The organism is Catenulispora pinisilvae (assembly GCF_015356865.1).
Taxonomy (GTDB): domain Bacteria; phylum Actinomycetota; class Actinomycetes; order Streptomycetales; family Catenulisporaceae; genus Catenulispora; species Catenulispora pinisilvae.
Window position 1 is genome coordinate 14,946 of sequence record NZ_JAAFZA010000130.1, and the last position, 13,609, is coordinate 28,554.

A 13,609-nucleotide genomic window follows, 5' to 3' on the forward strand; every position below is an offset into this window, starting at 1 on the left:
GCTTTAGTGGAGCGAGTAGCTCGGGTGGTTAGCCTCTGCGCTGGCTGGTGACGGCGCTGCCGACCGCAGCTTGGGTGTGGGCGAGTAGGTCCACGAGCAGCGGGTTGAAAACCGCCAGCGGCTTGAGCGTCTGCTCCAGCAACGCCGGATCGGTCAGTAGGTGGCGGATCTCCCACAGCGCGGGGTTGTCCAGGCCGCTAGCGCGGGTGAGGCCGAACAGCACGAGGTCGGACGCCGTGGCCTTGCCGTTGTAGATCTTTCGCGTGACATCGACAGCCGGCCAGTTGGCGGTCTGCACATCGACCGGCAGCCACCGGCCGGTCCTGCCCGGCATCTTGAGCCGAGGCTGCTGAAACTGCACCACGCCCGCCGCCCGCAACCGCCGTCCCACTCGGTCGATCGACTGCAAGCTCAGATAGTCCAGCCAGTCACGCACGGGACGGGGCTCTTCTTCCGCCTCCACTTCACCGCACAACGCGGCGTGCAGTAGGTGGCGCGGACGACGGTTGGCGGTGAGCATCAGGTTGCCCTTTTCAAGGGCCGCGGCCTCGGTGAGGATCAACTCGCACAGCAAGGCACCCGCCAGTCCGAGCGCGAGGATCCGCTCCGACAACCGTGGCCGACCGGACGGGTCGTCATTGGCCATCAGGAAGAAGTCATCGGCCACGAACCCGGTTTTGATCTGCTGCAACTCGACCATCAGGCCGTCACCACCCCATGCCTGGAGCGGTCGGAATCAGCATCCGTTGTCACCGCAGCGCTGTCTGGGTGCTCGCCAGCCGCTCCGTCGCGCTCGGGCACGATCGCGATCCGATTGTGCCTGTCCGTCCACAACCAGACGAATCCCGTCCGCAGGTCGCCGCGCAGGAGCACGTCGGGACTCCGGCTCCAACGCCGGAATGTGGTTTCGGCGGCGGCGTCACTGATGGTCCGGACGCGGGTGCCACCGATCACGATCGCGTACCGCTGGGACGCAGCCGTACAGTCGATCAAGGGCTCCGGTGTGACCTGGTAGGCCGGCGAATCGCCGGTTAGCCCGGTCATCGGGACACCACCGTCAACCGGTGCTCGGCTGTCATCGTAGGGTCCTCCGTCGGTGCTCTACCGTTAGTGGGGGTGGGCGGCCCGCGCTCCGCTCGGCTGCGGTACCGCGGCGTCGGGGGTCGCCGGGTGTGCGGCGCGGGCCGCCCGGTGGATCGGCCTGCCCGCTCGGTCTGTACGGCACCGAACGGGCACGCCGGCTTCGGGGCGTGCGGTCAAGCAGGTAAGGGGTCTGAGGTGCGGAAGCTCGACTCGGAGTTCCGCAGCAGTTCGAGGTAGACCGCTGGGATCTGGCCGCAGGTCCGGGTGGCCTCCTCGATTCGGTAGGCCACACGGTCGGGGCCGTAGATCACCGCCGCCTGTGCGCCCTGGCCGGTATCTCGCCTGCTCCACAGGCAGCACCCGGCCAGGTAGAGAATCAAGGAGTCCGGGAGCCAGCACGAGAAGCAGCGGACAAGCCGAAAGCCGTCCTCCGCCGCTGGGAACCACAGCTGGATGGCGGTGGTGCCGCCGAACGGCATGCACGGCGCCGCAAGCGGGCGGACGCTGTACCGCCTTGTCGGGATCGAGCCGCAGTGGGCCCAGGAGTACCCAGTATCGAGACCGCCAGCTACGTCGATCGTCAGCCGTTCTAGCCGGCCCAGCATGTGATCGGCGGCCGTCCGAGTCAGCAGTTCGACCCCGATCCCGTTGACGCCTCGAACGTATAGCGTCGCAACGTCGCCAGGAGCGGCGTAGCGACCGGAACCGAGACCGCCACTTCGCGTCACAACGGCCATTCGGCGGCCTCCTAACACGCGTCGATGAGCTCCCGGCCATGCTGGGGCTTTCGGTGGGGGAAGTAGCTGAAGGTTCGACGACTCAGCACATTGACTCGCCAAAGCCGTATATACGAAGCTAGAAGACGTGTCGGTGATCGGACAGTGACCGGCAGTACGCGTTAGCGAGGTTGGAGAGCGGATTTGGACGAGCAGGCACCGACAACCCTGACTGGCGGTCGGGGTTCCGGGCGCCTCCCACGTCAGGCCTTGATCGTCGGCTACGTGCTTCGGCTCGCACGTGAGTCCGTGCCGGGTGGATGCAGCCAGGAGAGACTTGCCGAACTCCTGGCAGTCTCGCCCGACGCCGTCGCCGGATGGGAAACCGGACGTCGGCCGTTGTCGGCGGTGAAGGCCGGCCAGTTCGTCACCATCAAGGCGGTGCTGATCCGTGTCGGGGCCTCGTCGCAGCTTGTGCGGATGCTTGACGTCGCGATCGAGGCCGACCAGCTGCTCGACCATGCGCGCACCGCCGCAGCGGCCTACGAACCCGGCGACGCGCATCCACTGGGCGCCTACGTTCACCGCCGCGAGGTCGTGGAACTGGTCGCCTGGCCGCTCAGCGGTCGCACACCAGAAGGCCTCCCAACGCTTGCACCCGCACGGCGCGGCCCGGTAGTCGGGCGTCCCGAGCTCGGAGCTGTCGAGCAGGACCAAGTGTTCGACCACTTGCGACGCATTGCCGAAGCCAACGCCAGTAGCGGCGACCCTCTCCTGCGCCGGCAAGCGCTCTACCTGCAAAGCTATGACCGTCGTGGTGACGCTCAAGGATGGATGACGGACCAGTTCCGCCGTCTTCCACGCACCGGATCCGGCTGGACTCCCGCCTGGCCGGTGGCCCGGACACTGGCGGCGTCCCTGGTGCGGTACGGCGACCCCAGCACCCTCATCGACTTCGCCCAGCAAGGCCTCGCCGATGAACCCGGTCAGGTCGCCGATCTGAACTACTGGGCCTACTGGGTCGGCGAGACCGGCAATATTGAGCGCGACGACGACTTTATGCCCATCAGGCTCGGCCCTTGGCGGGGAGACAAGATACTGCGACATCTCGTCGACCGCCTCCATGCCGAAGCCGGCGTCGCCGACCTGGGCATAACCACGTTGAAGACGCTGCTGGCCGCCAGACCTCGCCTGCTCGATGAAGACAGGACACTGACCGGCACGCTCGCAGCCGCCGTCGAACAGCTTGCCGACAGTGGCAGTATGTCCCCAACCACACGCCGAGCCCTGGACGAGATCCGCTACGCGCTCCGGCTGCACACCAGGTAAGAAAGGCTGTTCGTGGACGACAACGAGATCGAAGCCACCGCTCGACTGATCTACGAGACCGGACTGCTCAAACTGTCCAAGCGCACCGGCTGGTGGCTGTGCGGCGTGAAAGACCCCGAGAGCGTTGCCGAACACTCGTTCCGAACCGCGATCATCGCCGGGCTGCTCGCCGGCATGGAAGGGGCCGATCCGGCGCGCGCCACGTTCCTGGCGGTTTGGCACGATACTGGTGAGACCCGCGTCGGAGACATCCCGCACCTGGGTCGCCGCTACCTCGACGCCGCCAGCAACGAGAAGATCGCCGAGGACCAGACTGCCGGTCTGCCCGCCGTACTCGTCGACCAGGTCCGCAGCCTGATTCATGACTACGAGAACGGCGACAGCCTGGAAGGCGACTGTGCCCACGACGCCGACAAGCTCGACTGCCTGTTCCAGGCGATCGAATACCGCGATACTGGCCACGGCAACGTCGCGCGTTGGATCGAATCCAGCCGCCAGAAGCTGCGCACGAAGGCTGCCGAACGTCTCGCTGATGCCGCAGTTGTTATGTCGTCGCAGCAGTGGCATAACACGATCATGGGCACCGTACGCACCACGGGCCCCATGCCAAGTGCAACAGCACCCTGAGCTCGTCAACTCACAGCTCTCGCCCAGGAGCGGCTGCTGGCGAACTCCGAAGGCAACCATCATCGACGTGAGTGAGGCCGAACAGGTCACGGGGGCTCCGCTGGAAGAGGTGATGGCCTTCATCTCCGGCAACCTCCTGGGTCTGCGTTAGTCATCAAGCTTCTGGCGGCTGGGGAACGGTGGGCGCGGCCTGCTTCGAGGCAACGGAGATCACTGGGCCAGCCTGGGTGCGCGCGGCGTTAGACGGTCCGGTGGGGTTTGGCCTGCGTCGGAAATCAGCGAACGGCTATCAACAGTGCTCCGCAGGTCGCGATCTGTTCCTCACGGCTGACCGCCACGTTCCGCGGGCCGAGGTGGCTGCGTGAGGGTAGGACGACTCCGTATGGCTGCCTGACCCGCAGCTCGGCAATCAGGTTGGCGAATACCGAGTTGTCCGAGTCCCCGACGCCCGCCCGCTCGGTGAAGACTCCGCCGAGGATCAGCTCATGCTCGTCGCAGTAGGCCTTGATCGCCGCTGATAGAGCCAGGTCTCGGTGATCGTTGGTCGCCGGCCCGCGCAGGTAGCCGAGTACGACAGGGCCGTCCACGGGCTGGTGTTCGGTGATCCTTGCCACTTGTACCTCCTCGCTCACGTGTGGAAGGCGAGGCGCCCAGATGCCGGTGCGTTGAGCGCCATGTCTTCCAGCGTGGACCGAGTGGGTACGCTCCGGGAATGACTGGCTGTAGCACTTCCGTCGCACTTTTGGTTCATGCTGGGTAGGGATCATGGTTCGATGGCTGTCGAAGGGAGGAGCGCGCCGTGATCTACGTACGGGTATGGACGGGTCTTGAGGCCCATGCGCTGCGCAAAGCACACCGCGACAGCGTCCGCCGGTTCGCCACCCGCTGTGCGGTCGCGCCACGTACGGTCAGCAAGTGGGACAAGCTCCTGGCAGCCACGACGCCCTATCCCGATACCCAAGCGATTCTGGACGCGGTCCTGGCCAAGGCGCCGTCAGATGTGCGGCTGCTATTTGACGCCATCGTGTCCGAGCTGCGCCGTGCAGAGGTCGAGACAGACCAACCTGCGCGGCGGGCGGCCGACCTGGACTACGAGGCGTGGGCTGAAGACCTGGACCGTGCGATCGTCGCCTTGAGCTGGCAGAACTTCACTTCCGCTGGCGAGCTGCTGGACCGGTGGCTGGCGCCGCTGGACCCTGTTGAACTCGATGACCGCGGGCTCTACCTGTACGGCAGGTCGCTGACACTGCTCGGTGACTTCCACTGTGACCAGGGTGCGCTGTTGGGCCCACAGTCGGCAGAGTCCACCTACCGTAACGCCCGCGATGTGTTCACCCAGCTGGGGATTCCGCGCCGCGTCGCACAGATCGAGCTGTCGCTGGCAGTGGTCGCGGAGATGTCCGGCGATGCTGTCTCAGCCGGCCGCCAGTACGACCATCTTGCCGTGGACAGTCGGCTCAGCGCCCGCGACCGGGCCCGCGCCGCGCTGTGGGTCGGCACCGCGCTGAGTAAGCAGGACCAGCACGACGACGCGATCAGCGTCATGGTCGCCGCAGCCCGGATGTTCGAAACCCTCGGTGAACCCGACGACTGGTCCAGCGCTCAGCAGAAGATCGCCCTTGCACATCGCGGAACTGGAAACTTGACGGGCGCGCTGCGACATATCGAGCTCGCCCACTCAACCGGCCGCGCCCACTCCCCGCTTCAGCGGGTACAGCTGACCACAGCCACCGCCCACATCCTCATGACCGACCCCTCTACCCAGAACGAGGGCGTGGAGCGGCTGGAGCACGCCGAGAAGGTGGCTGCCGGGGCCAACCTCGGGCACCAGATCCGCAGCATCGGCAAGATCCGCAATCTGCTCGCGGCGCCGGCCGCGGGCGCTGCCTCATCGAGCAAGGAGCGTGCGTGACCGCGCAGGACATCACCGACGAACACCGCCGGGACGCCCAGACCCTGTGGGACTACCACCTGCTCGGGCACGAACCACGGAACACTGAGGTTGCGATCGTCTTGGGCAGCTACGACCTCGGCGCCGCCCGTCATGCGGCCGAGCTGTACCACCAGGGCCGGTTCTCGCTGATTGTGTTTACCGGCGCCACCAACGACTACACCATCGACGTCTTCCCGCAGGGCGAGGCCGTCGCTTTCCGTGCCGCCGCGATCGAATCCGGCGTACCGGAGTCGGCGACGATGATCGAGGACAAGGCCACCAACAGCGGCGCGAACATCACTCTGTCCCGGGAACTTCTCAGCCAGGCTGGCCTGGTGCCGACTTCGGTGACGCTCATTGCGATGCCCTTCATGGAACGGCGCGCCTTCGCCACATGCCGGGCGCAGTGGTCCGAGGTCGAGGTCGTATGCGCCTCCCAGCCGATCGCCTTCGCCGACTATCTCTCCTTCTCTGCCGACCCGCGCCACGTCATCTGCGACATGGTCGGCGACCTCCAGCGGATCATCGAGTACCCCAAGTACGGCTACATGATCGAGCAAGTCGTTCCGGAGGAAGTTCATGCCGCACTCAAACGTCTCATCGTCGCCGGCTACGACAGGGTCCTGCCCAAGTCCTGATCTTCGCCCGTCGGCCACGGCTGTCGCGATCCACCAGCCAAATCTGTTCCCACGGCTGTCCACGTTGGCCAAGTTGTACGCCGCGGACGTCCGGATCGTGCTGGACGACGTCCAGTTCACCCGCCGTGATTACCAGCACCGCACGCGCCTCGGGCAGCTCGGCGACCCCGCCCACACCCAGTGGCTCTCGCTGGCTGCTCACCTGCCCGCTGGTCGGGCGACCGTCATCGGGGAGGCCCTGGTGGCCGAGCCCGAGCGGAGCCGCCGCCGGCTCGCGCTACTCATCGAGCAGTACTACCGGCACAGCCGCTACTGGCCTGCCGTTGCCCGCGTCGTCGATGCGACCCTAACCGCCTTCGACGCTACCGGCCGGATCGGCGCCGTTGCCGAAGCTTCCACGACGGCGCTCCTGGACGAGTTGTGTTGGTCCGGACAGACCATGCTGAGCAGTGACCTGCCCTCTGGGAACGGCCGATCCGAACGGCTCGGAGACCTCGCCGGCTTGGTCGGCGCCACCACCTACCTGTGTGGCACGGGCGGGATGAGCTACCTGGAACCGGAGTACTTCACTAGCCGGAACATCGGCATCATCCCGTTCCGCACGCCGACGGAATCGACCGGTGAAATCTGGGCCTCTGCCCGCAGGATCAGCGCCCTGTGGGCGTTGGCGACGGTCGGCCCACAGCGGTTGACCCAGCTGCTGTCCGCAGTCGCGGCGTTCAACCGCGGTCTGCTTGACCTCCGTCCCTCCGCGACTTACTGATCAAGAAGGGCTCGAACACCATGGGCATCGAGTACAACCGGCACATGGCGACCATGACCGAGGGGACCGCCCCTACGCAACAGAAGCTCCTCGACATGGAAACTGTCGGTCAAGTCTTCAAGAACTTCGCCCCGGCAGTAATCCCCGGCAAATACCAGACCCACGCCTACGCGACGACGCGCCTCGCCGAAGCCCGGGACCTGCTGGACTTGCCCGACACCGTGGCCCAGACCGTCGACTTGCGTATGGCTCGCGGACAACTCATCAACGACACAGACAGGTCCTTCCACGCCGTCATCGCCGAGCACGTGCTGTACGGGGCCACCGCTGACCCCGACGTGATGACAGAGCAGCTGGAGCACTTGCTCGTCCTGGCAGACAAGCCCAACGTCCGTCTCGGCATCCTGCCGACACGGGCTCGGGTGACGGCGTCACCGATGAGCCACATCGACATCGTCGACGACTCGACCGTGTCGATCGAGACCATGGCTGTCACCTACCGGATCACCGACGCACCGGAAGTCGCGATGTACCTGAGCATGTTCGACACCTACGCGCAGGCAGCCGTATACGGTGACCGGGCCAGCAGCCTGATTCGGCAAGCGAGGCTGTAGCAGACACGGCCTGCCCTAGGCTGCGTCGGGTTGGGTGAGCCGACGTCGTTGCGCCCGGCGAGCCGGGGCGGGCAGGTCGGCGAGCCGGAACAGCGGCGTCTGCGCGGACAGCCGGTCCGGGTCGCCCTCGGCCACCACATCCTGGACTATCCGATCCAGCAGGCCCGGGTCGGTCACTCCGGCCCGTATGGCCTGTTTCACCGCGAACCGAATCGTCCGGGACTGTAGTTCGGCACCGCGGACATCTGCCTTGTCGACCCGGACATGACCATGGCGTCGGGCGAGTCGGTCCTGGTTGGCGGCGTCCTGGATGTTCCACTGCTGCTGCCCCGGCTCCAGGGACGCCAGTCTTACGCAGATCGGCAGGTTGCAGGCGTGCATCATCCGCATGTCCAGGTCGATCGGGCCGTGGTAGGCGGACCAGAGCCAGCGTGTCGCGGTCACCGTCGCACCGTGGCTGACCAGCTCTAGATCTAAGTCCCGAAACTCGGGATCGTGGAACGTGCCATACCCCTTGGACAGCGCGCCGGTCCATATGACGTGGTGCGTCGTGACGACGGTCTTGGCACAGAACCGCACCCACGCCATCTCGGTGGTGTGCGGCGGCACCACCGCCGGATCCAGTGTGTACCCCACGAAGGCCAGCATCCCGCAGACCGCTGACACAAACCATTGTTCTGCTATATCGTGGCGGGCTCCGCCGCAGATGCTCGAACGCCGGGGTTCTCCAGATAATCAGTGCCCGTGCCGCACGTTCGACCTGGTGGCGGCATGAAAACCATTCGCGCTACAGGCTGCCCACCGACGACCATGGTCTCGGCGGGATGGGGAAGTTCGGCTGTTCCCGCGGGTCTCCAAAACCCGAGGTCGCCGGTTCGAATCCGGCTCCCGCTGCCTTGGGCTTGTGGTGTCAACGGCAGCACGGCCGCCTTGCAAGCGGCTGGTCCGGGTTCGTATCCCGGTGAGTCCACCCCAGCCCCGGCCGCATGCCGGGCCCGGCGCTCGATCCAGCGGCCGTACAGCAGAGCCGCCGCGGCTTCACGTGACCCCAGCCCAGTGACGACCGGCAGGGCCGGGCTCACCGTCGCGTTCGCCACGGCCGCGTCGGCGACCGCACTGTAGCTGAACTTCTTTCGGACGGCTCCAGTGATCGGATTGGCGAACTCCCAAGTCGTGGTGTGCACGGCACCGATGCGGATCCCGCCGGCCTGGCCGCCGTGGATCCATACCCCGGCTCTGCCGTGCCCCTCTCGGATGAACTCGAACTTCGCCGTCTGCTCGGCGGCGGTCTCGGCGTCCACCACGATTCGGTAGGCCCGCCAGGCGTGGAAGTCGGGTCGGTCAACGGCGGCGGTTCGTGGCATCAGGCTCCTTGTTGTTGAGCTCCTCAGCTGACTGATGGCGGGAATGGGTTGCTTCCGATCGTCGGCGGATCGACCTGCATCCACACTCGGGTCAGGGGTTCCAGCTGCTCCGTGTGCAGCAAGTAGAAATCCAGTCCGTACCAGTGACTGCCGTCTTCGGTGATGCCGTGGCGAAAGCTCAACTCGTTGTCGAGGCCGTCGGGATCTGGACCCGCCAACTCCATGACCTTCCGGTAGGCGGCCACCAACGGCGCTGGCAGTGCGATCTGGGTGTGGGCCGGATTCGCGGTCGGCCAGTCGTGCAGAAACCCGCAATTGCCGTCATGGCAGTCGATCAGGCGATGATCCTCGTCTGGCGGGTAGACCTGATCGAGGTCGGCGAAGGTGAAGTGCGCCCAGTCGAAGCCGGGCCCTTCGGTGGTGTACGACGGGGTAGCCGTGTCTAGTCGTTCGGCGATGAAGGCGGTCTCCGAGATGCCGCGGCTCAGTACGGTCTCCATGGACTCGAAGCCGTCGGCCTGATCGGCCAGTACGGCGGCAGTCTCGCTGGCACCAGACTTGGCCGCTTCCAGCAACCGCTTGGCTGTCGTGCGCCACAGTCCGGCCGGGCGAAGCAGGTCCTCCCCCAGCATCGCCTCCAGCCACAAGCTGGTTCCATTCGGGGGCAGCCCCCAGTCAGCGCTGTATGCCCGAACAGCCAGCAGGGGCTCGTCCTGGGCCATGACGATCACTTCGGCGTCCCGGTCCCCGGTGCCGCAGGCGAGCGGCAGGACACCCTCATAGTTGACCTCGTTGCTCCCGGGCAGGTTGAGCAACGCTTGGCCAGATTCCGAACCGGTGAGTAGCGGCTCCAGATCGGTGAGGCTTACCCCGGTGGGCAGGGCCCGCAACACCTGAATCGTCGTCAGGCAGCTTTGGTACGGCATCCCCGTCAAAGCGGCCAGGTTCCGGGCCGAAGACTTGTTCACGTTCTTGAAAGTCATGATCGAACACCTCCGCAGAGCAGGACGCGGGCACCCGCACAGGCGAATGCCAGCGGATTCCACGAAATCAAGGGAGTGGAGACGTCGATGCGAACACCTTCGGCCGGAACCCGGATCAGCGCCGGTGGCCTGGCGCGACGAGCGCCGACTACGACATTGGCACACCTCTCGCGGCTGGTGCAACTACCGCCTCGGTGCTCGCGGGCGCCCGGTACTCCCGCCGCCCCGGGCTGCGAACTACCTGTGCCCTGGGGCCAGGCTCAGAGCTGTGGCGCTGCGCTGTCGTGGGCGTGACCAGGCCGGGCGTGCTGGGCGGACCCGGGGTCCGGGATGGCAGGGCGGGTGGCAAAGTCGGCGGCGCGCACAGCGATCTGCCGCACCGTCGGGTCGGCGATGCCGGCGGCAGCGAGCTCGGCGATGGCCTCGGTCATGAATGGCTCGATGTCGCCGAGGGACATGAGGATCTCGTTCGCGGCGGCGTACTCGCCGTCGTCCGGCTCGAACCCACCCCTCGCCGACTCGTTGCCTTGATCGCCTTCGTCCACGGCGCCAAGTGAGTTACCCACCTGAGGCAACCCAGAGATTGGTTGGTGAAGGTTGGTCTGGTTGGTGGGGTGAAGCCAGCTTCTCCTAGAACTGCGTCCAGTTTCACTTAGGGCTGCACCCGGCTTCATGTAGGAGCTGTCCGTCGAATGCCCTTCCGAACGGTTGTCCACAGGGTTATCCACACTGTTGTCCACAAGTTCGAGTGCGTCGTGAGCCGTGCGCTCCGGGGCGACTGGGATGCGCGCGCCGTTGGGATCCAGGCGCATCACAATCGGCGCGTGGTCGGCTCCGGGCACAGTCAGCTGGTACACGTCAGCTGACTCCAGCATCCGGGAATGCTTGGTCTTCTCGATGAGCCCGGCCTCCCGCAGCCGCTTCAGATGGGTCACCACTGTCCGCTCGGTGACCCCGGCCATTGAGGCCAGCAGCTTGACTCCCGGGTGCGCGTTGGAGCCGTCGGCGTCGGCGAAGTCGCTCAGGAACTCGGCGATGAGCTTGGTGGTGCGCGGCAACTCGGCGCGCTTGATGATCCGCCTCCAGTCGAAGCTGCCTATCGGGTGGTGCTGCATGGAGAAGTCCCCTTATGGATGACCGCGGGGCCCGAGGTGGGCGTCGGCGGAGTGCGTGCGGATACGCCATGGCCCCGCCCGGTGAGGACCGGGCGGGGCCATGGGACACTGCTGTGTGGGAGATGTGGATCAGGGCGGCTACGGTCCGCGCTTTCGCGGCGGCAGGCCGTCCACGGAAAATGGCCGGAAAACTTCGGCAGTCCGAAGTCCGGCAGCAGGTCAGGCGATCAACGCACTAGCTTTGCAAGCAGGGGGTTAGGGGTTCGAGTCCCCTTGGCTCCACGAAGTTCGCAGACTGGGCCGTATCCGATGCATCGGATACGGCCCAGTCGCGTTCACCGCTGGATCGGTCCTTGGTCCCGCTTGATCGGCTCAACGCCGTGTTCTGTGATCAGGTGAAGAGTTATCAGGGAGATGAGTGGGGCGTCGGGAGACCGTTTACGTGGTGCCGGTGCCGGTGCCGGTGCCGGTGCCGACGTCGTTCGCGGACGTGTCGATGATCGGCTCCCTGCCCTGAATGATTGCTGCGACGTTCCCGGGCATCCCGCGATCAGCCTCCGGGCCTCCGGGCGAGCGGGCGAGCAGGCAGGCGAGTGGCTTACGGCCGGGCACTTTGGGTGCCAGACACTTCGAATATTGACACCGCCAGCGCGAGTTCGGGAGCCGCGCGCTAGAGGTGAGTGGTGCCGCCGCGGGTGCGGAGGGCGGCGGGGGACAGGCCCCAGTGGCGTTGGAAGGACTCGCTGAAGTGGCGGGAGTCGGAGTAGCCGCAGGAGCGGGCGATTGCGGCGATGGGGGTGTTGCGGTGGGTGGGGTCGGAGAGGAGTTGTGCGGCTGCCTCTAGGCGGTAGCGGGTCAGGTAGGTGTGCATGGTGCAGCCGGCGAACTTTCGGAAGAGGCGGGCTGCGTGGCGTTCGCTTAGGTGTACCTGGGCGGCGACTTCTTGGATGCGGATCGGTCTGTGGTAGTTGTCGTGGAGGTAGCGGATCATCGTTGTCAGGGTTGGGCCGCCGGGGGTGGTTGGTGGTTGTCGAGTTGGGTGGCGGGTTGGGGGGTCGCTGAGGGCGCGGGCGGAGGCCAGGACCAGTGCGGATGCGAGGGAGATGATCATCTCTGTGCTGCCGGGGCCGGGTTCGGCGGCTTCGTGGGCGAGGAGGAGCAAGATGCGGGGCAGGGGGCCGTCGGCGGCTGTGGCGATGCGGTTGTCGGCGGTGGTGAAGGCGGCCATGAGCTCGGCGGCGTCGTGGTCGGCCTCGGCAGATCTGGCTGGTGCGGCAGATGTGGCCGGTGGCTGTCCGGCGGTCCCGGTTCTGCCGGCTCCGGGGGTGTCGTGGAGGACGGCCCAGGACCAGAAGACGATGCCCATGGGGTCGTCGGCGGCGGCGGTGATGTCGTGCACGTCGCCGGGCCGGGCCAGGAACAGGTCGCCGGGGCCGATGGGGTGCTCGGTGCCGGCGACTCGGAACGTGCCGTGGCCCGCGTAGGTGTAGCACAGCTCGTAGCAGGAGTGGACGTGCGGGAAGTTGCGCCAGGGTTCGGGGGCGTAGAAGCCCCAGTCGACGAACTCGATGCGGCGGCCGGCGAGGCGGACTCCGAGGCGTTCGGGTTGGAGGTTGCGCAGGGCCGCACCTGAGTGGCGCAGTCCGTTGGCTGTCTCGTCCTCGCCGCCGCCGGTGGTCATGGGCGGCGGGCCGTGGGATCGACGCCGCGCAGGATCATGCCCTGTCCCAGCGACCACTGGTGGTCGTCGGTGGTGGGCCGGTCCTGCGGATCGCGGTACTGCACCAGCCACGTCACGCGCTCCTGGCTGGAGGTGTTGAGGCCGGAGCCGTGGACCGTGAGGTAGGTGAAGAACAGCACGTCACCGGCCTCGGCGGGGCACGGTACCGCGTCCGCCAGGCGCCACTGGTCCGGGGACAGGTGCCAGCTGCCGTCCTCGATGTGCTCCAGTGGGCCCTTGTGGTGGCTGCCGGGGACGACGCGGACGCAGCCGCGCTCCTCGTCGGCGTCGCTGAAGTGGAAGATCGCGGCGGCGACGGTGTCTTTGGCGTGCGGGAAGAAGGGGTGGTCCTGGTGCATGGGGAACGGGGAGCCGTTCTCCGGGGGCTTCACGAACATCTTGGTGTGGTGGAGCTGGAGGTTGGGGCTGCCGTTCAGGGCCGCGGCGGTGTCGGTGAAGCGGCGGTCCAGGAGCAGCTTCGCGAAGGCGGCGGAGTGGAACTGAGCGTCGTGGCAGTGCCGCAGCCGGGTGGCGGCGGCGCCGGTGGCCTCGCGGGCGCTGCCCCACGTCGGGTCGTCGCTGTCGTTGAGGCGGCCCAGGAGGTCGTGGCACTCAGCGCGCATGGTGGCGGCCTCATCGGCGTTGAGCAGTCCCTTGACGAGAAGGTAGCCGTTCTCGCGGTAGAAACGGACATCGGCGTCGGTGATCGGGTACCGCGTGGTGG

At 66.7% G+C, this 13,609-nt stretch carries 14 protein-coding genes and 2 tRNA genes; 8 read left to right on the forward strand and 8 right to left on the reverse strand.

What is annotated here, in order from left to right:
* Positions 1-28 precede the first annotated feature (28 nt).
* Together IZR01_RS29785 and IZR01_RS29790 are read right to left on the reverse strand one after the other, a co-directional pair.
* Positions 29-700, reverse strand: a complete 672-nt coding sequence (locus tag IZR01_RS29785; protein ID WP_194925797.1) for a GOLPH3/VPS74 family protein — start codon at positions 698-700, stop codon at positions 29-31.
* A gap of 556 nt (positions 701-1,256) precedes the next feature.
* Positions 1,257-1,562, reverse strand: coding sequence for a hypothetical protein (locus tag IZR01_RS29790; RefSeq protein WP_194925798.1), 306 nt, complete (start codon positions 1,560-1,562; stop codon positions 1,257-1,259).
* A gap of 441 nt (positions 1,563-2,003) precedes the next feature.
* Between IZR01_RS29790 and IZR01_RS29795 the strand changes: the two genes are divergently transcribed.
* Both IZR01_RS29795 and IZR01_RS29800 read left to right on the forward strand, forming a co-directional pair.
* Positions 2,004-3,128 (forward strand): helix-turn-helix domain-containing protein, encoded by a 1,125-nt coding sequence (locus IZR01_RS29795; RefSeq protein ID WP_194925799.1) that lies wholly within the window; start codon positions 2,004-2,006, stop codon positions 3,126-3,128.
* A 12-nt stretch (positions 3,129-3,140) separates the two neighbouring features.
* Positions 3,141-3,755 carry an HD domain-containing protein gene (locus tag IZR01_RS29800; protein ID WP_194925800.1) on the forward strand — a complete coding sequence of 205 codons (615 nt, stop codon included), beginning with the start codon at positions 3,141-3,143 and terminating at the stop codon, positions 3,753-3,755.
* A 275-nt stretch (positions 3,756-4,030) separates the two neighbouring features.
* On the opposite strand, the gene IZR01_RS29805 is transcribed toward IZR01_RS29800, so the two are convergent.
* Positions 4,031-4,369, reverse strand: coding sequence for a hypothetical protein (locus tag IZR01_RS29805; protein ID WP_194925801.1), 339 nt, complete (start codon positions 4,367-4,369; stop codon positions 4,031-4,033).
* Positions 4,370-4,554: 185 nt separating this feature from the next.
* On the opposite strand from IZR01_RS29805, the gene IZR01_RS29810 reads away from it, so the two are divergent.
* The 4 genes from IZR01_RS29810 to IZR01_RS29825 are packed head-to-tail and all read left to right on the forward strand — an operon-like array spanning position 4,555 to position 7,703.
* Positions 4,555-5,667, forward strand: a complete 1,113-nt coding sequence (locus tag IZR01_RS29810) for a hypothetical protein (RefSeq protein ID WP_194925802.1) — start codon at positions 4,555-4,557, stop codon at positions 5,665-5,667.
* Positions 5,664-6,326, forward strand: coding sequence for a YdcF family protein (locus IZR01_RS29815; RefSeq protein WP_194925803.1), 663 nt, complete (start codon positions 5,664-5,666; stop codon positions 6,324-6,326). The genes IZR01_RS29810 and IZR01_RS29815 overlap by 4 nt, the downstream gene beginning before the upstream one ends.
* Positions 6,268-7,089 carry a WbqC family protein gene (locus IZR01_RS29820; protein ID WP_194925804.1) on the forward strand — a complete coding sequence of 274 codons (822 nt, stop codon included), beginning with the start codon at positions 6,268-6,270 and terminating at the stop codon, positions 7,087-7,089. Before IZR01_RS29815 ends, IZR01_RS29820 begins: the two co-directional genes overlap by 59 nt.
* 44 nt (positions 7,090-7,133) lie before the next feature.
* The gene (locus IZR01_RS29825; protein ID WP_228560502.1) at positions 7,134-7,703 is read left to right on the forward strand and encodes a DUF5753 domain-containing protein; all 570 of its coding nucleotides are present in this window, start codon (positions 7,134-7,136) and stop codon (positions 7,701-7,703) included.
* Between the two features lie 15 nt (positions 7,704-7,718).
* Here the strand turns inward: IZR01_RS29825 and IZR01_RS29830 are convergent, their stop codons facing one another.
* Positions 7,719-8,339: a hypothetical protein gene (locus IZR01_RS29830; RefSeq protein ID WP_194925806.1), complete on the reverse strand. Its 621-nt coding sequence runs from the start codon at positions 8,337-8,339 to the stop codon at positions 7,719-7,721.
* 182 nt (positions 8,340-8,521) lie between these two features.
* Between IZR01_RS29830 and IZR01_RS29835 the strand changes: the two genes are divergently transcribed.
* Together IZR01_RS29835 and IZR01_RS29840 are read left to right on the forward strand one after the other, a co-directional pair.
* Positions 8,522-8,597: transfer RNA gene (locus tag IZR01_RS29835), tRNA-Trp, on the forward strand.
* A 4-nt stretch (positions 8,598-8,601) separates the two neighbouring features.
* Positions 8,602-8,673 (forward strand) — tRNA-Ala (locus IZR01_RS29840).
* A 417-nt stretch (positions 8,674-9,090) separates the two neighbouring features.
* On the opposite strand, the gene IZR01_RS29845 is transcribed toward IZR01_RS29840, so the two are convergent.
* The 4 genes from IZR01_RS29845 to IZR01_RS29860 all read right to left on the reverse strand — a co-directional run bounded on the left by IZR01_RS29845 (position 9,091) and on the right by IZR01_RS29860 (position 13,592).
* Positions 9,091-10,002 carry a hypothetical protein gene (locus IZR01_RS29845; protein WP_228560504.1) on the reverse strand — a complete coding sequence of 304 codons (912 nt, stop codon included), beginning with the start codon at positions 10,000-10,002 and terminating at the stop codon, positions 9,091-9,093.
* Positions 10,003-10,310: 308 nt separating this feature from the next.
* Positions 10,311-11,165 carry a helix-turn-helix domain-containing protein gene (locus IZR01_RS29850; protein WP_194925808.1) on the reverse strand — a complete coding sequence of 285 codons (855 nt, stop codon included), beginning with the start codon at positions 11,163-11,165 and terminating at the stop codon, positions 10,311-10,313.
* A gap of 670 nt (positions 11,166-11,835) precedes the next feature.
* Positions 11,836-12,846 (reverse strand): AraC family transcriptional regulator, encoded by a 1,011-nt coding sequence (locus IZR01_RS29855; protein ID WP_194925809.1) that lies wholly within the window; start codon positions 12,844-12,846, stop codon positions 11,836-11,838.
* Complete coding sequence (locus IZR01_RS29860) at positions 12,843-13,592, reverse strand: phytanoyl-CoA dioxygenase family protein (RefSeq protein WP_194925811.1); 750 nt, start codon at positions 13,590-13,592, stop codon at positions 12,843-12,845. The genes IZR01_RS29855 and IZR01_RS29860 overlap by 4 nt, the downstream gene beginning before the upstream one ends.
* Positions 13,593-13,609: the final 17 nt, after the last annotated feature.